The sequence below is a fragment of the Cnuella takakiae genome (genome assembly GCF_001953305.1).
Taxonomy (GTDB): Bacteria; Bacteroidota; Bacteroidia; order Chitinophagales; family Chitinophagaceae; genus Flavisolibacter; species Flavisolibacter takakiae.
The window spans coordinates 1008727-1029611 of the sequence record NZ_MTFE01000010.1; the positions used below are offsets into that span (position 1 = coordinate 1008727).

General features: G+C 52.0%; 15 protein-coding genes. 10 read left to right on the plus strand and 5 right to left on the minus strand.

Annotated features, from left to right (window positions below; all coding sequences use genetic code 11):
- From BUE76_RS04845 to BUE76_RS04860, 4 genes are all read left to right on the plus strand, one after another.
- Window positions 1-511, plus strand: a 511-nt coding sequence (locus BUE76_RS04845) for a LutC/YkgG family protein (protein WP_216820625.1), incomplete at its 5' end; no start/stop codon positions are given.
- 101 nt (window positions 512-612) lie between these two features.
- Window positions 613-831, plus strand: coding sequence for a hypothetical protein (locus tag BUE76_RS04850; RefSeq protein ID WP_073045119.1), 219 nt, complete (start codon window positions 613-615; stop codon window positions 829-831).
- Window positions 832-868: 37 nt separating this feature from the next.
- Window positions 869-1654, plus strand: a complete 786-nt coding sequence (locus BUE76_RS04855; RefSeq protein ID WP_073045121.1) for a UDP-2,3-diacylglucosamine diphosphatase — start codon at window positions 869-871, stop codon at window positions 1652-1654.
- A gap of 35 nt (window positions 1655-1689) precedes the next feature.
- The gene (locus BUE76_RS04860; protein ID WP_143157372.1) at window positions 1690-2460 is read left to right on the plus strand and encodes a hypothetical protein; all 771 of its coding nucleotides are present in this window, start codon (window positions 1690-1692) and stop codon (window positions 2458-2460) included.
- Window positions 2461-2592: 132 nt separating this feature from the next.
- On the opposite strand, the gene BUE76_RS04865 is transcribed toward BUE76_RS04860, so the two are convergent.
- The 4 genes from BUE76_RS04865 to BUE76_RS04880 all read right to left on the minus strand — a co-directional run bounded on the left by BUE76_RS04865 (window position 2593) and on the right by BUE76_RS04880 (window position 6212).
- Window positions 2593-3108 carry a thioredoxin family protein gene (locus tag BUE76_RS04865; RefSeq protein ID WP_073045124.1) on the minus strand — a complete coding sequence of 172 codons (516 nt, stop codon included), beginning with the start codon at window positions 3106-3108 and terminating at the stop codon, window positions 2593-2595.
- A gap of 130 nt (window positions 3109-3238) precedes the next feature.
- Window positions 3239-4696 carry a MerR family transcriptional regulator gene (locus tag BUE76_RS23930; protein ID WP_245798385.1) on the minus strand — a complete coding sequence of 486 codons (1458 nt, stop codon included), beginning with the start codon at window positions 4694-4696 and terminating at the stop codon, window positions 3239-3241.
- Window positions 4697-4863: 167 nt separating this feature from the next.
- Window positions 4864-5082, minus strand: a complete 219-nt coding sequence (locus BUE76_RS04875) for a hypothetical protein (protein WP_073045126.1) — start codon at window positions 5080-5082, stop codon at window positions 4864-4866.
- Window positions 5083-5240: 158 nt separating this feature from the next.
- The gene (locus BUE76_RS04880) at window positions 5241-6212 is read right to left on the minus strand and encodes a M23 family metallopeptidase (protein WP_073045129.1); all 972 of its coding nucleotides are present in this window, start codon (window positions 6210-6212) and stop codon (window positions 5241-5243) included.
- Window positions 6213-6578: 366 nt separating this feature from the next.
- On the opposite strand from BUE76_RS04880, the gene alaS reads away from it, so the two are divergent.
- The 4 genes from alaS (at window position 6579) to BUE76_RS04900 (ending at window position 13837) form a co-directional block, all read left to right on the plus strand.
- Window positions 6579-9233 (plus strand): alanine--tRNA ligase, encoded by a 2655-nt coding sequence (gene alaS / locus BUE76_RS04885; RefSeq protein ID WP_073045130.1) that lies wholly within the window; start codon window positions 6579-6581, stop codon window positions 9231-9233.
- Window positions 9234-9732: 499 nt separating this feature from the next.
- Entirely contained in the window at window positions 9733-10779 is a 1047-nt protein-coding gene (locus tag BUE76_RS04890) for a PDZ domain-containing protein (RefSeq protein ID WP_073045132.1), read from the plus strand.
- A gap of 242 nt (window positions 10780-11021) precedes the next feature.
- Window positions 11022-12467 (plus strand): Asp-tRNA(Asn)/Glu-tRNA(Gln) amidotransferase subunit GatB, encoded by a 1446-nt coding sequence (gene gatB / locus BUE76_RS04895; protein WP_073045134.1) that lies wholly within the window; start codon window positions 11022-11024, stop codon window positions 12465-12467.
- Between the two features lie 200 nt (window positions 12468-12667).
- Window positions 12668-13837 (plus strand): TlpA disulfide reductase family protein, encoded by a 1170-nt coding sequence (locus BUE76_RS04900; protein WP_073045135.1) that lies wholly within the window; start codon window positions 12668-12670, stop codon window positions 13835-13837.
- A gap of 354 nt (window positions 13838-14191) precedes the next feature.
- On the opposite strand, the gene recO is transcribed toward BUE76_RS04900, so the two are convergent.
- Window positions 14192-14929 (minus strand): DNA repair protein RecO, encoded by a 738-nt coding sequence (recO, locus tag BUE76_RS04905; RefSeq protein WP_073045137.1) that lies wholly within the window; start codon window positions 14927-14929, stop codon window positions 14192-14194.
- 207 nt (window positions 14930-15136) lie between these two features.
- Here recO and BUE76_RS04910 point away from each other — a divergent pair, with 207 nt between their 5' ends.
- Both BUE76_RS04910 and BUE76_RS04915 read left to right on the plus strand, forming a co-directional pair.
- Window positions 15137-17467 (plus strand): efflux RND transporter permease subunit, encoded by a 2331-nt coding sequence (locus BUE76_RS04910; protein ID WP_073045138.1) that lies wholly within the window; start codon window positions 15137-15139, stop codon window positions 17465-17467.
- A gap of 255 nt (window positions 17468-17722) precedes the next feature.
- A complete protein-coding gene (locus tag BUE76_RS04915; RefSeq protein WP_073045140.1) occupies window positions 17723-20869 on the plus strand; it encodes a SusC/RagA family TonB-linked outer membrane protein in 3147 nt (1048 codons plus the stop codon).
- Window positions 20870-20885: the final 16 nt, after the last annotated feature.

Genomic DNA, 20885 nt, shown 5'->3' on the forward strand with positions numbered 1-20885 from the left:
CCAGCAGGAAGACCCGGTAATCACTTTTGCCGAGCAGTTTACCGCCCTGGGCGGCAAGTTTATCTTTTGTGTAGACCAGCAGGAGTTTGCCTTCCAGTTTGCCAAACTGGTGCAGGCCGCCGGTTGGGAGCATATGTACTGCGCCGAAGAGCCCATTGCAGCGCTGTTGCCCGGTATGCAATGGTATGGTGATATTGGAACCTGCGATGTGTCGCTTACCACCTGCGAAAGGCTGGTGGCCCGTACGGGTTCCATGGTGCTGAGTTCGGCTGCCGGCAGGGTGCCCAGCGTGTATGCGCCGGTGCATGTATGCGTGGCCTTTACTTCGCAGCTGGTGTATGAAATTGACGACGCGGTAAAAGCTACACAGCAGAAATACGGCAGCCGGCTGCCTTCGCTGATCACGCTGGCAACTGGCCCCAGCCGTACCGCAGATATTGAAAAGACCCTGGTGGTGGGGGTGCATGGACCTAAGGAGGTCTTTTGCTTCCTGATAGATGATCAGGGGTAGGCTGAAAGATTTAGGTAAGGCGGTGCGAAAGCGCCGCCTTTTCTTTTATGGTTCTACCTGTTATGGAAATCGGTACCTTTCTATAATACTGAAAACCAGCTATGGCCCATCACACTCCAAGCACCATCAATGCTTTCCACTGGCACGAAGCCCTCGACCGTGGGTGTATTTGTATGAAAATGATTGACCAGCTACTGCTGCAGCACCCGGTGATATCGCGCAACGAAGACCTGCTGAAAAAGGTGCAGCAGGCCCGCAGCATTCTTTCGGATGCATGCCGCGAAATAGCTTCCCGGAGCATGGATGCAGAAGGGGAATAAACAATCCTGCCTATTTTCGCCCCGCTGAAATAAGGTCATGCAGATTCCTCCCGGTAAAAACATTTATTTTCTTTCCGATTTCCACCTCGGTGCGCCCAATGCCGCCGCCAGCCTGCAGCGCGAAAAGCTGCTGGTACAGTTTCTGGAAAGCATCCGCTACCAGGCCGCTGCCATCTTCCTGGTAGGCGATATGTTCGACTTTTGGTACGAGTACCGCAAGGTGGTGCCGCGTGGTTATACCCGCCTGCTGGGCAAGCTGGCCGAAATCACCGACAGCGGTGTGCCCGTGCACTTCTTTGTAGGCAACCACGATATGTGGATGAAAACCTACCTGCAGGAGGAGTTAAATATCCCCGTTTATTTTGAACCCAAGGAATTCCAGCTGGGCGGCAAGCAGTTTTATATAGGCCACGGCGATGGCCTGGGGCCCGGCGATCAAGGGTATAAAGCCCTGAAGAAGGTATTCCGCAGCCCGGTTTGTCAGGCTTTGTTTGGGCTGGTGCCGCCTGCCATAGGTATCGGCGTTGCCGATTATTTCAGCAAAAAAAGCAGGGCCAAATCCGGTGGTAAGGAAGAAGCATGGCTGGGCGAGGAAAACGAATGGCTGATTACATACTGTAAGGAACTGTTGCAGCAAAATCCCTACGATTACATGGTGTTTGGCCACCGCCACCTGCCCATCGACTGGAAACTGGGCGAAGGCAGCCGTTACATCAACCTGGGCGACTGGATCCTGTATTTTACCTATGCCGTATTTGACGGTACCAATATGCAGCTGGCTTCTTACACAGGTATGGAGCACAAGATCATCCGCAACTGGTGAGGGCTGTAAATACCATAATGCTTTGTTGCCTGTTGATGTGCGTTCGTGCTCAGCCAACGGTTTCCCTGCAAGTGCTGCAGCAAGTGCCCATTGGTACGGCTACCGACGTGCAGGTTGATATGTTGGGCAACCTTTACCTGCTAGGAAGCGCAGGGCAGGTAAAAAAGCTGGGGCCTTCGGGCGACTCCCTGGCGGTATTTGGCCAGGCGGCCCGCAGTGGTGCGCTGTTTTCAATGGATCTGTCCAACCCTTTACGGCCGCTGCTTTTTTACAAAAACTACGCACAGGTGCTGGTGCTGGACCGCAACCTGGCGCCGCAATTTACCCTTGACCTGCGCCGGGTAGGGATGCAACAGCCCCTGGCTGCAGCCATCAGCTTTGACAATAAAGTTTGGGTATTTGACGGGCTCACCGGTTCCATTAAAAAACTGGATGAAAAGGGATCGGCTTTGCTGGAAACCCCCGACCTGCGCCTTGCACTGAATGCCGCATTGAAGCCCATCCGGATTTTTGACCAGGATAAATGGCTTTACCTCTACGATCCGGAACTAGGCTTGTACCAGTTCGACTATTTCGGAAATTTTAAGAGGAAAATACCCGTGCAGGAATGGACTGATGTGCTGGTTGCCGGCAACCATGTTTATGGTATTAAAAACGGTTTGTTACAACGCTATTCCTTTGCCACGCTGCTGCAAGAGCAGCCAATTTTACCCGATGTGCTCAAAGGCTGTAAGGTGAAGCTGGTCCCTGGTAAATTGCTTGCTTTTAAGGATGGGATGCTTAGCGTTTACCGGGCAGAGTATTAAGTACGAATGGGTACCAATTCAATTGACAACACGCAACCAGGCCTACATAAGATAAGTTCTATCTCCCCGTGGTCTGTCGTTCTTGGTACGTTGTCGCTCCCGCAAACTCAGTAGGCAATTACAGCAAAATGGCTATTTGCCTTTTACAATTTCCCCCAGGTCTTTTTCAAACATCCCCGATTTGCCGTATTCCACCACGCGGCCGGCTTCTTTGCCATTTTTCAAAACAATAATTGTAGGCACATTTTCCACGCGGAATACTTCAGTGAGGTTGTGCTGGCTTTTTTTGGCTACATCCACACCCACTGTAGAAATACGTGCATCTGGAATGCCGGCAGCCGAGGCTAAAGCATAAAACTTAGGCAGGATGAACTGGGTGTCGTGGCACCAGGTGCCTGCAAATACCAGAAACTGAACGGAATCCTTCTGTGCGGTAAGGCTTTGCAGTGCCGGAGCATAGGGCTTGTAATCCTTTTGGTTGGCACTAAACCATTTGAAGGCCGTATCGCTGGCCAGCTGGTCCCTGGTCAGAAAACCTTTGATTACTTTTTGTCCTTCGCCATCACGACTGATTTCGGATTGGGCTTGGGAAGTATGAGCGAAAAATGTAGCTGCTGCAAAAAGGAATACGCGTTTGATAACTGGCATAAACCAAATATAAATCAGCTGCGTGTTAAGGCGGTGTTTAAGGTGGGAATTTGGTATTAGGTATTGGGTATTCGTTTTTTAGTAATTGCGGTATTCAATATCCTGATATCCCAATATTCAATACTCCTCCCTACATATTCGCCTTCAACTCGTTCAGAAAGCCTTTTAATTTTTGGAGCTGCTGGATAAGCGGGAAGCGCATGTCTTCGCCATTGTTCAGTTTGAGATAGTCCTTAGCGCCTTCCAGGGTGTATTTGCGGCGCCGGATCAGGTCGTGGATCAACACCAGCATTTTTACATCTTCGGGGCGGAACAGGCGGTCGCCTTTGCCATTTTTACGGGGCTTAAGCTGGGGGAATTCGTTTTCCCAATACCTGATCTGCGAAATATTAACGCCAAACATTACTGCTACTTCGCTGATAGGATAGTATTGTTTTTTAAAGAGCTCTTCGTCTTCAGGTACCAGTATCTTATCCGGGCCTGCCTCTGTAGCCTTGATGCTTTTGCGGCCACGGGTGCTTTTAACTTTGGGCCCCTGAGGCGTTATGGGGTGACCCGACAAAAACTCCCTGGGAATATCCGCTTCATTGGTTTCCACCACTTCAATGTCAAACGAAATATAAGGCCGGCTGGAAGGCACCACCACAGGTTGTGGTGCTGGTGGTTCCTGGACAGGTTGTGACTCTGGTGCAGGTTCGGGCTGTACCGTTGTAACCGCCTCCACTAAGGAAGGGGTAGCTTCCTGAACGGGTACCTGTTCAATGTCTGCTTCAGCAGTAGGCCTAAGTGCAACAATTGGTTCCGGTGCTGCTGGAGCATGCTGCTGGACAGGTTCAGCCTCCGGTTGTTCTGCTGCCAATGCTTCCGATGTTGCTGCTTCAGCCTGTACACGCGTTTCAGCGTTTGGCGTAACAAAAGAAACGGTTTCCGGAACTGCTGTGGCCGCTTTTGCTGCTTCCTGGGCAGGTACTACAGGCGCTATTGGCCCGGTAAATACGGCAACGGGTACTTCTGCCGCTATTTCAGCCGGTGCGGTGGGTATTTCAAAGGCGGGCTCTGGTATTGCTTCCACTTCAGGCGCCACGAAATGCTCAGGGCTTTCCGCAACTACAAAGCCAACAGCCTCAGGTGCAGGTGTTTCAACTGCTGCAGATGGAAGTGGAACCGCTTCCTGTTCAGGATGCTGTAAATCCGGACTGGCTGCCGGCGCTTCCATTTCTTGGGCTGGGAAGTCGATAGGATCAACTGCTTCTGTTTCAGAAGAATTTGCGGTCACCGTATCTGCTTCAACCATGCTATCCGTCACAGGTAACTCCGCCTTTGCTTCCGGTTGTTGTTCAGCAATAACAGGTTCCGGTTCTGCAACTGCAAAGGGTTCAGGCTCGGGCAGGGTAGGATATAATGGATATTCAAGGTCGGTTTCCGCTTCAATACGGGAAGTTGCGGGTTGCTCCACGGTAGGCGTTTCCGAAATACCTGCCGGCTCCGGCTCCAAGGGAAGCGCCAGTTCAGGGCCGGCTGCAGGCTGCACAGGTGCAGCAATACCATCCTCTTTAGGTTGCTCCTCGGGTGCGGGTAAGTCAAACATTGATATTTGGGAAAGCGGGCCTGCCATGGGGCAAAAATAATTCAGTTATCCGTCTGTAGGTCAAAGTTTAAATCCGGGTTCCACACCAATAATCAACATTAACAGAATGGCAGGGAAGCTTGATTGTCAATTCCAATCGCCTACACGGGTATCGTGGTAACCCGGTGCTATTTACCCGTAGTATCATGCATTTCCTCCACGTTCATTGCTGCCGTATCGGTACTGATCACGTTTTGGTTGGTGACGCCGCTAGGGTGCTTGGTTTCGTCTTCAATGGCTGCCGGGCCGCCGTTGATGGTATCCGTATCAGGGCCATTTTCTGATGCTTCATTGCCGCAGCTCAGCAAGCCTGTTGCCAATGCTGCCAGGATAAATAGTTTTTTCATGCCTATCCTATGGCAAGGATGCTGCCAGATGGCCACAGTGCAACGGGAAAGTTGATAAAGAGCATTGCAGCCGCTTCAAGTTGCAGGTATCCTGATAAAGGCACAACCCAACAGAAACTGGTAGCGATCGGTGGTACACCGACTTAGAACTTTGAACTTTAATCAAAGCTCTGGTTGGAAGCCTTGGCCCGTTTCAGCAGTTCGTTAAATTGCTCCGGTCCCAGGTCGTTGTAGAAAAAGTAAACCGGGTCGAGTTTGTTGCCGTTTTTGTGCACTTCGTAGTGGAGGTGGGGGCCGGTACTTTTACCGGTGGAACCCACATAGCCAATCAGTTCGCCACGTTTCACCCGCTGACCGGCCCTGGCCTTGATGCGTACCATATGGCCATAAAGGGTTTGGTAGCCATAGCCGTGGTTAACGATCACGTGGTTGCCATAACCGCCATCCGAGTAGCCGGCTACCCGCACGGAGCCTTCGGCCGTGGCATAAATGGGCGTGCCCTGTGGTGCGGTAAAGTCGAGGCCCGCATGCATCTTGATGGTTTTGTAAATGGGATCGATGCGGTAGCCAAAACCGGAAGCGATGCGGTCGAGGTCTTTGTTGCTTACCGGCTGGATGGCAGGCGTAGCGGCAAGCAGTTTTTCCTTATTGTTGATCAGGCTGCTGAGTTGGACAAAGGATTTTTCCTGTGCTTTGATGCGGTTGCCTAGGGTGTCCAGGTCTTTTTGAATAGAGGAAACCAGCTGGTTATCTCCTAATCTGGCTACTGCTGCATCGGCATTTAATTTTTCCAAAGCCCTTGCCCGTGCACTATCCGGGATGGGTTCCGCTTCAAAAATGCTGCGGTACACGTTGTTATCCCTTTTCTCCAGTTCGGCCATTTGCTGCTGCAAGTCATCAAGCTGGCGGCGGAGGTCCTGGTAGCGGTTACCCAGGCGTTCGTTTTCGGCCCGCAGCAGCTTTTCGCCCGGCGACCCGATAAACTGGAAAGCGAAATAGGAGATGATGGCCGAAGTAACCAGCGCCGTTGCCATAAACCCAAAAAAACGCAACAGCTTAACCCGCAACGGGGTTACCAGCTTTTCGTAGCGCAGCGTGTGGGTATTGTAGTAATATTTTATCTTCTTCAATGCAACGCGGTTTGGGATTGCGGATGTGGGATTTCAAATTTCGGCAGCTGTTGACAGCAGTTGGTTTACTGTTGAAAGAAACCATCCAAAATCCGAAATCGCCAAATCCGAAATCTGAATTGGGCTGTACCTTTGCCGCCCCCGCCCATGGGCAGGGAAGCGAACAAATATAAACCGAAAGGGCACCCGTAAAACCTTGCAGGTTTTTGAACCCTGCAAGGTTTTAACACCTGACAGGTACTCAACACCTAACAGGTTTTCAAAACCTGTCAGGTGTGCACACCCGTAAAACCTATAAGGTCTTAAAGACCTTATAGGTTTGGGAAAAGACCTGTCTGGCGTAAACGGCCTTTATTAGTAAACATTATGGCTTCTACCGAAATAAACAGCACCCAACCCCAGACGGCAGCGCAGATCCGTGCCGCCTTCCTCGATTTCTTCCGCTCCAAGGAGCACCAGATTGTGCCTTCGGCGCCCATCGTGGTGAAGAATGATCCTACCCTCATGTTTACCAACGCGGGTATGAACCAGTTCAAGGATTATTTCCTGGGCAACAAACCCGCCCCATCGCCCCGTATTGCCGACACCCAAAAGTGCCTGCGCGTTAGCGGCAAGCACAACGACCTGGAAGAAGTGGGCGTGGACCACTACCACCACACCATGTTCGAGATGCTGGGCAACTGGAGCTTTGGTAATTACTTTAAAAAAGAAGCCATCGCCTGGAGCTGGGAGCTGCTCACCAAGTACCTGCAAATTCCCATCGACCGCCTGTATGTAACCATTTTTGAAGGCGACGAGCGGGAAGGCATCCCCAAAGACACCGAAGCCTATGAAGAGTGGAGCAAGTGGATTGCCCCGGAACGCATCTTGCTGGGCAACAAAAAGGATAACTTCTGGGAAATGGGCGATACCGGCCCCTGCGGTCCCTGTACCGAAATACACGTGGATACCCGCTCCGAAGCCGAGCGGGCCAAGGGAGACGGCGCCTCGCTGGTAAACAACGACCACCCCGAGGTGATCGAGATCTGGAACAACGTATTTATCCAGTTCAACCGCCTGAAAGACGGCAGCCTCCAGCCCCTGCCTGCCCGCCACGTAGATACCGGTATGGGCTTTGAGCGCCTGGTGCGGGTACTGCAAAACAAACAATCGAATTACGACACCGACGTATTCAGCGGCACCATCGATGCCATCAGCAAGATCACGGGTGTTGCTTATGGCGGCACACAGTCGAAGGCTGATATCGGCATCCGCGTAAATGCCGATCATATCCGTGCTATTGCCTTTACCATTGCCGATGGACAGCTGCCTGCCAGCACTGGTGCGGGTTATGTGATCCGCCGTATCCTGCGCCGCGCCGTTCGTTACTATTATTCTTACCTCAACTACCAGCAGCCCCTGCTGCACCAGTTGGTGCCCGTGCTGGCCGGCCAGTTTGCCGACGTTTTCCCCGAACTGAAACAACAGGAAGCCTTTGTGGCCCGCGTGGTGCGGGAAGAGGAAGAAGCTTTCCTCCGCACCCTTGAAAAAGGCCTCAAACGCATTGAAGACATCATCGGCGCCAGCAAAGACCTGATTGGCGGCAAGGAAACTTTTGAACTCTACGATACCTACGGTTTCCCCGTAGACCTTACCCGCCTGATTGCTTCCGAACGCGGCCTGACGGTTGACGAAGCCGGCTTTGAAGCGGAGATGCAACAGCAGAAAGACCGCAGCCGCGCTGCTTCTGCAACCGATGCCGGCGACTGGGTGGTGCTTAAAGAAGGTGGCCTGCCCGAGTTTGTAGGCTATACCATGCTGGAGTCAACTGCCGAAGTGCTGCGCTACCGCAAGGTGAAAGCCAAAGGCAAAGAAGGTTTCCAACTGGTGCTGGACCGCACGCCTTTTTATGCCGAAAGCGGCGGACAGGTGGGTGATACCGGTGTGCTGGCAACAGCAGGCGGCGAACTGAAAGTGCTGGATACCAAAAAAGAAAACGACCTGATCGTTCACTTTGTAGACCGTATTCCCGAAGGGTTTGCCGGTGGCGAAGTGATGGCCCATGTAGATAAACCCAAGCGCAAGGCCACCGAGCTGCACCACAGTGCCACGCACCTGCTGCATGCCGCCCTGCGCAAAGTGCTGGGTACCCATGTGGCGCAAAAAGGTTCGCTGGTAAACAGCGAGTACCTGCGTTTCGACTTCTCGCATTTCAGCAAAATGACCGACGAGGAAATCCGCCAGGTAGAAACCATTGTTAACGAAAAGATCCGCCAGAACATTCCCGTAATTATCCGCCAGATGCCAAAAGAGGAAGCGGTGGCGCAGGGGGCTATGGCGCTGTTTGGCGAAAAGTATGGGGATACCGTTCGGGTGGTAACCATCGACCCTGAATACTCGGTGGAACTGTGTGGCGGTACCCACGTAGGTGCCACTGGTGAACTGGGATTATTCAAGATCACCAGCGAAGCGGCTGTAGCTGCCGGCGTGCGCCGGGTGGAAGCCCTTTGCGGTGCTGCTGCTGAAGCCTTTGTAAACGACCAGATGCTGCAGTTTGCAGGTGTTCGGGAGGCTTTGAACAACCCGAAAGATGTGCTGAAGTCCATAGCCCAATTGAAGGACGAGGCCGCTGCCCTGCGCAAGAAGATCGAAGGGTTTGAAAATGCACAATTGATTACCCTGCGCGACGAACTGAAAGGCAAAACCGAAGCGATTGGCGATGCACAATTCATCGGTGCTGTGGTTTCCGTTGGCTCGGCCGATGCCCTGAAAAAGCTGGCTTTTGAACTAAAGGCCCAGGTACCCAACTACCTGATTGCCCTTGCGGCCAACGTGGAAGGCAAGGCGCAGGTGGTGTTGTTGTTTGATGATGCCCTTACTGCGGCCAAAGGCCTGGATGCGTCGAAGATGATCAAGCAAAACATTGCGCCCCTCATCAAAGGCGGCGGTGGCGGCCAGAAGACCCTGGCAACAGCCGGTGGACAGAATGCCACGCAACTGGAGGAGGTGATTAAAGCGGTAAAAGAAAACCTCTTCGCCTAAACCTCATCCCCTGGCCCCTTCTCTTGGAAGGAGAAGGGGGACTGAACCCTACAGTTCTGTATTTCTAATAATATTTGGCCCGCAATGCTTTGGTGTTGCGGGTTTTCTTTTTTTCAGGGAAACCGTTGAAACGGTTTCAACATAGCAGGTGCTTCATTTCACCCACGGTTGAAACCGTGGGCTAGTATAGAATTGAAGGAAGTAGTGAAAAACTGCTGGTGTACACTGTTGATGGGTACCATAAAAGTTGCCCCTGCTTCACTAATCCACCTATAAAGGCATTTTCCAGAATAACACGCCAATGGTAGTATATCGAGTACTCGAAATGTCATACTGAACTGAAACTCTTTCCGATACAAAAGCCTCTTGCAGCCTAAATCATTAAATCCAATCCAATCATTAAATCTGCGATCTTTTTTAACATTTGCGAAAGTCTTCGTATTTCATTTCCTTCCTTATATTTGATCTACGAAATTTAACGTAGTAAAACGTTCAGCTTATGAAACAAAGTTTTGGTAAATACCTGTTGGTGGGCGGCATGCTGGTGCTGGCTACGCCGGCAACCATCCTGGCCCAGAAAGCTTCCAAGCCCGCCAAAGAAAAAGGCGAGGTGCAACAAATCATCATCACCCGCAGCGGTGACCAGAAAGAAAAGACCATCATTGAAATCAACGGTGATAAAGTTACCGTTAATGGCAAGGATGTAAAAGACCTCAAGGACGAGGAGATCAATATCGACATCAACCGGCTGAAGGACGTAGATGCATTGGTAGTAGGTCCAAGACCTCCCCGTGCGCCGGGTGCGCCTCGTGCCATGAACATTCCCCGCAACTTCAATTTCAATTTTGATGACGGTGATTTCCAGGGTGTGATGGGTGAAGACAGCAGCCGTGCCATGCTGGGTGTGGTTACTGCCGAAGATGAGAAAGGTGCCCGTGTAAACCAGGTGAGCAAGGAAAGTGGCGCTGAGAAAGCCGGCATCAAAACCGGTGATATCATTACCCGCATTGGCGATGCAAAAATTGAAGACGCTGAAGACGTAACCGAGCAGGTGCGCAAACATAAGCCTGGTGACAAAATCACCATCACCTACCTGCGTGACGGCAAAGAGCAAAAAGCTACTGCCGAACTTACCCGATGGAAAGGCTTGCGTGTAAATGCCGAAAATTTCCGCGTAATGGTACCCGGTGAGGTTACTCCTTTTGGCCCCAACGGCCGCTTCAACCTGGAAGATTTTGAAATGAATTTCAACCGTGGTGGCGGCGAACGTCCCAAGCTGGGCGTTTCGGTGCAGGACAGCGAAGATGGCAAAGGCGTAGTGGTGAAAGACGTGGAAGGCGATAGCAATGCCGCCAAAGCAGGTATCAGGGAAGGCGATATCATTACCCGCTTCAACGAAACGGAGATCAACGATGTAGCCGTACTGCGCCGCGAAATGGCTGCCAACCGCGACAAGGCTTCGGTTAAGGTGCAACTGCTCCGTGGTGGCAAACAGCAAACCATTGATGTGAAGATGCCGCGTAAACTGAAAACGGCGGATTTGTAAAAAGGCCACCCCAAACCCCTCCCGGTGGGAGGGGCTTTAGAACCCGGCGATACACTGCGTTTAACTGGTATATATCCAAAAACCCGCAACACGAATGATGTTGCGGGTTTTGTTTTTATATGCCAACCAATTAACCGCTAAAGGCTGTAGGAACCTAAAGCCCCTCCCACCTGGAGGGGTTGGGGTGGGCTCTCACCCACCGGTAGGGTTTGGGGTGGGCCGGACTTCTTATATTTACACCAATGAGTGCACAGGATTACGAAATGGTGGTGGGCCTGGAAGTACATGCCCAGCTAACCACAAAGACCAAGCTATTTTGCAGCGACGCCACCCACTTTGGCGAATCGCCCAATACCCAGGTGAGCGTGGTATCGCTGGCGCATCCCGGTACCCTGCCCGTAATGAACCGCGGCGCTATTGACCTCGCTTTGCGCCTGGGCCTTGCGCTCAATTGCGACATTGTGCGCCATAATTATTTTGCCCGAAAAAACTATTTCTACCCCGACCTGCCCAAGGGCTACCAGATATCGCAGCACACGGCGCCCATTTGCCAGAATGGCTATGTGGAAATCAACGTCGATGGTAAGGAAAAGAAGGTGCGCCTCAACCGCATCCACATGGAAGAAGATGCCGGTAAAAGCGTGCACGATGCTTCCGAGCAATATACCGGTATCGACCTGAACAGGGCGGGCATACCGCTGCTGGAAATCGTTACCGAACCCGACCTGGGCAGCAGTGCCGAAGCTTATGCCTATGTAAGCGAACTGCGCAGCATTCTGCGTTATCTCAACGTATGCGATGGCAACATGGAGCAGGGCCGCCTGCGTTGCGATGTGAACATTTCTGTACGCAAAAAAGGGGATCCCAAACTGGGTACCAAGGTGGAGATCAAGAACCTGAACTCCATTCGTTTTATCCGCAAGGCCATCGAGGTGGAAAAAGAAAGGCTAATTGCGCTGGTGGAAAGCGGTGGCACCGTGCTGCAGCAAACCCGCGGCTACGACGAGGTAACCAATACCACTTATGCCATCCGCACCAAGGAAGATGCCGATGATTACCGCTATTTTGCCGACCCCGACCTGCCGCCCTTTCACATTACCGACGAAATGATTGAAGCTGTGCGCAGTGCCATGCCGCCTTCGCGCAAACAGCGGGTAGAAGCATTGCAACAGGAATTTGGTCTTTCCGACTATGATACCAATGCCCTTGCTGCCGATACAGGTTTAGAGGCTTTGTTCCGGGGCATTGCGCAGCACACATCCAATACCAAGGCTGCAGCCAACTGGGTGCTCAATCCCATCCGCAACAAGATGGTGGAAGCCGAACTTTCGTCGGATGAACTGGCGATCGCACCAGAGGCAATTGCCACTTTGATCCGGTACATCGACGAGAAGAAAACAACGCATGGCATCGCCGTACAAAAGGTGTTGCCTGCATTATTTGAAGATGGTAAAATGGATGTTGCGCAATACCTTGAATCCAACAACCTGCTGCTGTCTGACAACAGCAGCGAACTGGACGGCTGGATTCAAACTGTGCTGGATAAATATCCGCAAAAGGTTACCGAGTTTAAAAAAGGAAAGAAAGGCCTGATCGGCTTCTTTGTTGGCGAAGCCATGCGGATGGCTCGTGGCAAGGCCGATGCGCAGGCTATTACCGATAAGTTTACCGAGAAGTTGAAGGGATAAGAATATCTTCTATCTCTTCAAGAGATGGAAGATCTTACACACCTAACAAGTTTTTAAAACCTGTTAGGTGTGTTCCCGGTACTACTTTTACCAACCCCTTATCACCATCCGTCGCAAAAAGATTTTAGGTTTGCAAGCCACAAAGCCTCATCAGCAGCCATCTGCTCCTGGTACCGCTTTGTTGTCACAAAATTATGTTCATGAAAAAACTGATCGTTCCCGCACTGCTGATTCTTGCCGGATGCAAGGAGTCGGGACAGGATACATTTTCCGTTGAAGGCGCCATCAAGAATGCCGAAGCCAAGACCATTTACCTGGAAGAAACTTCTTTGAGCGCCGCTGCGCCTGTTGTGGTGGACTCTGCCAGCTTGGGTAAGGACGGAAAGTTTGAACTGAGTACGCTTTCCAAGGGTGAAACCATCTTCAACCTGCGTCTGAGCGGACAGCAGTACCCGCTGGTATCGCTGATCAACGATGCGGATGAAGTAACGGTCAACATCGATCCTACCTCAAAAGAGGTGTACACCGTTAAAGGTTCGGAAGCCAGCGAAGCCCTGCGTGGTTACCTGTTTACCTCTGGTGAGCAGCTGAAAGGCCTGTACAACAGCAGCATGTCCATCGACAGCATGCGCAAGGTTGGTACGCCTGACTCTGTAGTGAACCTGCAACTGGCACAGCGCAGCATCAAGGCTACCGAGGTAAAGAACTACACCGCCGATTTTATCGGCAAAAGCAAAAGCCCATCCCTGACACTTTTCGCCCTGGGCAGCTACCAGAGCATGGCCTCCAACCCGCTGGTAGGCATCGAAGGGTTTACGCAGGACGAAGTAAAAAGCATCGTAAAAAAGGCAGCCGCCAAATCGCCCGAACATACCGGGTTGGCGCAGATTAATAAAAGCCTCCAGCAACCTGCCGCCGCCAGCCAGCAACAGGCCGCCGCCGGGGGATCGCTGGTAAACAAACCCGCACCCGATTTTACCCTACCCGACCTTACCGGCAAGCCGGTTGCGCTTTCCTCTTTTAAAGGCAAGTGGGTGCTGGTAGATTTCTGGGCCAGCTGGTGCCCGCCCTGTCGTGCCGAAAACCCCAATGTGGTGGCTGCTTTCAACCAGTTTAAAAACAAGAATTTTACCATCCTGGGTGTATCCCTCGACCGACCCGGACAGAAGGCCAAATGGGAAGAAGCCATCAAGGCTGATGGTCTTGCATGGAACCATGTATCTGACCTGAAGTTTTGGGAAAGCGCCGTAGTGCCCCTGTACAATATCGAAGGCATTCCGTACAATGTACTGATCAACCCCGATGGCGTGGTTGTAGCGGAGAATTTGAGGGGTGAGGATTTGGCGAAGACGCTGCAGGAGGTACTCTAACCGGAACCGCAGGTTTGTGTGATTTGAAAGGATTTTTATGATTGGTGGCTAATCATGGAAATGGCTGCACTGAATGGTGCAGCCATTCCTTTTTATACCAACCGCTAGCAGGCTGACATTAAAACCGTTGAAACGGTTTAGCACCAATTAAGTAGGCGCTTTTATCCCACGGTTAAAACCGTGGGTTAAGTGGTGACATCCTGAAAGTTATTAGGTAGCAGTTGGTGTCCATCGTTTTTACAAAACCAAAGTCGTTTATCGGTTAGTGATGCAGGTAGGAGGATAGGCTGCCCCCAACTTCAAAGGCATCTCGAAACTTGCCCACTGTAAGTCATACAAATCTGCGGTTCAGGTTTATCCCATTAGCTCACGCAACACCGGCAGCGTTTTCAATGCACCAAACTCGGGCATGTGCATACTGTAATACTGCTCCAATGAAGTGAGCAGGCGGCGCCGAAACTCGCGGTTAAGGTGCAGGTCTTCGAGGTCGGAGGGCTGCTGGGCTTTCAGTATGTAGGAAACCACTTCGGCTTCGCGGTCCTGGAGGTAGTGGCTATGGCTAGGTTGCAGCGGCGTAAACACCCCCTCGTGCAGGTCGAGGTAATGCTGTTCTTCGGTGTATTCGTCCGAAATGCGGAACCCAAAAAAATAGGGGAGGTGGAGGGCGAAAAACAGGGGCAGGTTGGCTGCCACATGGCCCGATGCTTTGTCGAGGTGCAGCAGCGAGTCTTCAACGAAATAAAACAGCTCGGGGTTGGGGTCGGGCACTTTCACGCATTTGCTCAGCAGCTCGATCATAAAAGCGGCTACCGAGTTCTTGATCACATCGGTGAGCACGTTTTGATACAACACCGCCCACTTGTACTCGCGGATGCGGTGCAGGGCGCTGAACTCGTTGTGGTACACCACCAGGTCGAGCAGGGAAGCGGATTGGAAAAACGCACCCTTGGCACCGCCGCGTTTTACAGCGGTACGCACGCCATTCACCAGGTAGCTTTGCATGCCAAACAGTTCCGTATAGATGCTCACTACCAGACTGGTTTCGCCATATTTAACCGAACGGAGGACGATGCCTTTGGTTTTTGCAATCAAGACCGGTGATTTACAGAATTCAAAAAGGATTAATAGGAAGCCACCTGCAGGCTGTATTAATGTTGAGCAAAAATACCGGACCAGTTCTTTTGCTGCTTATACAACTTCAAATGATATGTTGTAATCCTGTGGATAATGGTTCCTATCAATCCTTTTAAAATCCTACCAATCACTGGTTCCTTATTTTTGCGCCCTTAACAACGTTCTATGTGGAAAGCTCTTGGCGCCTGGGTTTTACGGTTTCGATTCCTATTGCTGGCCATCCTGCTGGTACTCACCGCTTTTATGGCCTGGCAGGCAAGCCAGGTAAAGCTCAGCTACGATTTTGCCAAAGCCATTCCCACCAACAACCCGCGCTACCAGGAATACCAGGCATTTAAAAAGCAGTTTGGCGAAGACGGCAACCTGCTGGTAATAGGCGTGCAGAGCAAACAATTTTTCTCTGAAGGCTTTTTCAACGACTACCGCCAGCTGCACCAGGAACTCAAGGCTGTAAAAGGAGTGGAGGATATTATTTCGGTGCCCGGCGCCATCAACCTGGTAAAAAACTGGGAAACCGAAAAGCTGCAGGTGCAACCGGTTTTCCCGGAAGGTAAAATGGACCAGGCGGCTGTGGACAGCACCCGCGACCTGTTTCTGAGCCTGCCCTTCTACAGGGGACTTTTGTACAATGCCGAAACCGGTGCTTACCTAATGGGTGTGCGGGTGAACCGCGAACTGATCAACTCGAAGGCACGTACCGGCATTGTAAATGCACTTACCGAAAAAGCCAATGCTTTTGGTGCCAGGCACAAGGTAGAAATGCACCTGAGCGGCCTTCCCCTGATCCGTACCCTGATTGCAGACCGCATTTCGGCAGAAATGAAGTGGTTCACCTTTGGTTCCATTGCCCTTTCGGCCATCATCCTCTTCCTGTTTTTCCGCTCTTTTAGTGCCACGGCACTTTCACTGGGCGTGGTGCTCATTGGCGTGATCTGGAGCTTTGGCACCATCGAGTTGCTGGGTTACCGTATTACCCTGCTTACCGCCCTCATTGCCCCGCTGGTGGTGGTGATCGGCATCCCCAACTGTATTTATTTTTTAAACAAATACCACACGTCCTACCGTGATACCGGCGAGAAGAACAGCGCCATTGTGCAGATGGTGTCCAAAATGGGGGTAGTAACCCTGTTTTGTAATATTGCTGCAGCCATCGGATTTGCCGTATTTGCCCTTACCGAAAGTGCAATTCTTAAGGAGTTTGGCGCTGTAGCCGGCATCAATATCATGGTGCTGTTTTTCATTTCCCTGATCCTGATTCCTGCCGTGCTCAGCATGATGGGCACTCCCAAGGAAAAACATACCCGCTACCTGTACAATGAGCGCCTGCAGCGCTGGCTCGACCGGCTGGAGCGCTGGGCTGTTAATCACCGCAAGACTATTTATGCCACTACCCTGGTGCTGCTGGCTGTTTCTGTAGCGGGCACCCTGCGCCTGAAAAGCGAAGGCTATATCGTTGACGACCTGCCGCGTACCGATAAAATTTATACCGACCTGAAGTTTTTTGAAACCCATTTCAAAGGCGTGATGCCTTTGGAGATCACGGTTGATACCAGGAAAAAGTATGGCGTTACCCGCAACCTGGGCAACCTGCTGCGCATCGATTCGCTGGCGCAGTACCTGGCGTCCAAGCCCTATATCGGTAAACCTTTGAGTCTTGCCGAGGGCTTGAAGTTTGCCAAGCAGGCCTTTTTTGAAGGCGACAGTTCCAATTACACCATGCCTTCGGAATATGACCTGCCCGCACTGGCGCAGTACCTGAGCATGAAGAACAATGGCGGTGGAGCCGGGGGCAACTCTTTTGGTAAACTGGTAGGCTCCTTTATGGACAGCAACCGGCAGGTAGCCCGTATTTCGGTAAGTATGCAGGATGTGGGCAGTGCCCGCCTGCCGCTGATCCTCGACAGCGTGGAGCAGCGCACCCGCCAACTGTTTGACACCGCTAAATATGATGTGCGCCTCACGGGCACTTCGGTAACCTTCCTGGAGGGTACCCGCTATATCATCAATGGGTTGAAGGAGAGTATTTTCTGGGCTTTCCTGCTCATTGCACTTTGCATGTTGTACCTGTTCCGTTCGGGACGTATCCTGCTTTGTTCCCTGATTCCTAACCTGATACCGCTGGTAATCACAGCAGGGGTGATGGGCTGGGCAGGCGTGGCGCTTAAGCCCTCCACGGTGCTGGTGTTCAGTGTGGCGCTGGGTATTGCCATTGATATCACTATCCGCTTCCTGGTGAACTACAAGCAGGAACTGAAACCCGGCGCAAGCGTACAGGATACCGTGGTGCAAACCATTCATTCTACCGGCCTGAGCATTATTTATACTTCCATCGTGCTGGTAGCGGGTTTTGTTATCTTCTGCTTCAGTGGTTTTGGCGGCACCAAGGCACTGGGCTGGCTTACCTCGCTTACCCTTATTGTAGCTACTGTAACCAACCTGGTATTGCTGCCTGCTTTACTCCTGAGTTTATCCTCTGTGCGAAAAAAGGGGGTATAAGTATAAACAAATTTTTTACTCCGTTTGTATATAGCCTATATTCGATTCTATCGGGTATGGGCTTTTCGCTTTTAGAACATTTGCCTTTCGTCAAGTTTATTTACCACCTATAGCTATTTGTTGCCGTTTGGAAAGTGATGAGTTTTTTTAGCTTGCGTGCATCAGTTTGATGGAGGCCTTTGTCTTATCGGCTGATAAGTTATTACCAGTACAGTTAGCCGAGACCTAAATTTTAAAACCTACAAACGCAAGCACATGAGAAAACTGCTACTCCTCCTGGGAGTAATGCTGCTGTCATTGCAGCTGCTCTTTGCGCAAAACCGGACCCTGTCCGGTACCGTGACGGATGATCGCGGTAACCCGCTTCCCAATGTTTCTGTTCAGGTAAAAGGCTCCAGTACCGGTACGGTTACCGGAAACGATGGCACTTTTAGTCTTTCGGTGCCGAGTAATGCCCGCACCCTCGTGTTTTCTTCCGTAGGCCAGGCTTCGCAGGAGCAGGCTATCGGCAACAACAGTTCTTTCCGGGTTTCACTGCAATCTGCCGACCGCAGCCTCGACGAGGTGGTGGTAGTGGGTTATGGCACGCAGCGCCGCCGTGAAGTAACGGGTAGCGTTGCCCGCATCAATGGTGCCGCCATCAAGGACGTGCCCGTGCAAAGCTTCGACCAGGCCCTTTCGGGCCGTGCTGCCGGTGTGAGCGTTACCATTCCCAACGGTGTGCTCAACAACCCGCCGGTGATCCGGGTGCGTGGTGTCAACTCTATTTCGCTGAGTTCTTTCCCGCTGGTGGTGGTAGACGGTGTGCCCGTGTTTTCGGGCCAGGCCGGTGGTACCGCTTCCAACAACGTGTTGGGTGATATCAACCCTGCAGACATTGAAAGTATGGAGGTGCTGAAAGACGCTGCGGCCACTGCCATCTACGGATCGCGTGCTGCTGCCGGTGTACTGCTCATTACCACCAAGAAAGGCCGCCAGGGCCGTGCCCGTGTGAACTACGACACCTGGGTAGGCTGGACTAAGGCATACAACCTGATCGATATGCTGAACGGCCAGGAATATACCGATATCAAAAATGAAGGGCTTACCAACCTGGGTACGCCTCCTGTGCCGGCTCCGGATCTACCTGCCCGCGGTTTCTTTACTTCCACCGATGCCAGCGGCCGCGTAATAAGCACCAACTGGTACGATGAAGTATACCGCACCGGTTTTTCGCAGAATCACAGCCTTACCGTTAGCGGTGGCAACGAAAAAACTACTTATTTCTTCTCGGGTGCCTTTACCGACCAGGAAGGCATGCTGAAGAAAAACGACTTCCAGCGTGTGAGCACCCGCTTCAACGTGGACCATAAAGTAAACAACTGGTTCAATGTGGGTGGTTCGATCAACTATACCAACTCCGACAACCGGGCGCCCAACACAGGGTCGCTGCCCGGCCAGGCCTTTGGTATTGCCGGTTTGGGACGCCTGCCCATTGTGCTGGCACCCAACGTGGCACCCCGCAACGCTGATGGTTCGTACAATATCAATACCGTTACCAATACCATCGGTCAGGGTAATAACCGCACGGCACTTTCTTTTTACAACCCGGCCTATATCCTGAACGAGAATAAGTTCAGTTCCGAAAATGACCGCGTGCTGGCCAATGTTTTTGGATCGGTTAAAATCCTGAACGGGCTTACTTTCCGTACCGTGTATGGCATCGACAACCTGTCGGTGGTAAACAAAGAATACCAGGCGGCCCTCCATGGCGATGGGGTACAGTTTGGTGGTTTGGTGCAGAACTCGCAGCAAACCTATCGCCGCTGGAACTGGCAGAACCTCCTGCAGTTTGACCGTACCCTGGGCAGCAACCATACAGTGGGCGTGCTGCTGGGTAATGAACAGCAGTCTACCTTCCAGGAAGGCTGGGGCGCCAGCCGCCGCCAGCAGGCCGATCCTTTCTATGATGAGTACCAGGGTGGCTGGAACCAGATTGTGCCTGCCGGCAATTTCCTGGGCGAAAACTACCTGGTGTCCTTCTTCGGTCGTGTGAACTACGACTACAAGAAAAAATACCTGCTGTCGATCAACGGCCGCCGCGATGGCTATTCTGCTTTTGCTCCCGGTAAAAAGTATGGTAACTTCTATGGCGGTTCCGTAGGCTGGTTGATCAGTGATGAAAATTTTTTCCAGGGCATTAAAGGGACCGTCAACAACCTGAAACTGCGCGCCAGCTATGGACTAGTGGGTAACAACCAGGGATTGGGTGATTTCGCCTATATTTCTGCCTACAACTCGGGTTTGTATGGTGAAGCTGCCACCCTGTTTTTCAACCAGGCAGGCAACAGCAACCTTACCTGGGAAACATCCAAAAAACTGGATGTGGGTTTTGAGGCTGGTTTCCTCAACAACCGCCTGAACCTGGATGTAACCTATTTCAACAACGACATCGACAACCTGATCCTCGACGATCCGCAGGCGCCTTCGCGTGGTATCCCCGGAAGCGTGATTGCCAATAACGTAGGCCGCATGGTAAACAAGGGACTTGAATTAACCCTCAATGCCAGCATCATCCGCAACCGCGATTTTACCTGGAACTCCAGCTTCAACATTACTACGCTGGACAACGAGGTAAAAGCCCTGGCTGCAGGCAACTCCGACATCTTTATTGCTACTTCTGGTTTGGAGCGCCCCAGCATCATCCGTGTGGGTGAGAGCATCGGCAGCTTCTACGCCGTGCGTACCAATGGTGTGAACCCTGCCAATGGCCAGCGCATCTTTGTGTACCGCGATGGCCGCCAGGTACAGTACAACCACGCTGCTCCTGCTGCTTCGCGCTGGACCTTCCTGGATGGCACCGTAGCGCCCCGGGGCGCCGACCAGGCCTCTGATGGTGTGGTGATTGGCCCCGCCCTGCCCAAGTGGACCGGCGGTTTCGACAACAGCTTCAAATACAAGGGCTTTGACCTCAACGTACTGGTATTCTTCTCGGGTGGCAACTACGTGTACAATGGTACCAAGGCCGGTATCCGCGACCAGCGCAACTGGAACTCTTCCAAAGAAGTGCTGAACCGCTGGACCCGTGCAGGCCAGGTTACCAATATTCCCCGCGTGGTATTTGGCGACAACGTGTCCAACGGCTCGGCCATTATCATCCAGGAAAATGTTGAAAAAGGTGATTTTGCCAAAATCCGCAATATAGCCCTGGGTTATACCCTGCCTCAATCGCTATCCAGCCGCCTGGGTCTGAGCAGCGTGCGTTTTTATGCCGCTGCCCAAAACGCCTTTACGTTTACCAACTATACCGGTTTCGACCCTGAAGTTTCGGCAAATGGTAACGCTAATGGTGGTCCCAGCGTAGACCGCAACTCGGTGCCTCAGGCACGTACCATCAACGTAGGTCTCAACGTAGGTTTTTAACTTTTAATCCAACAGA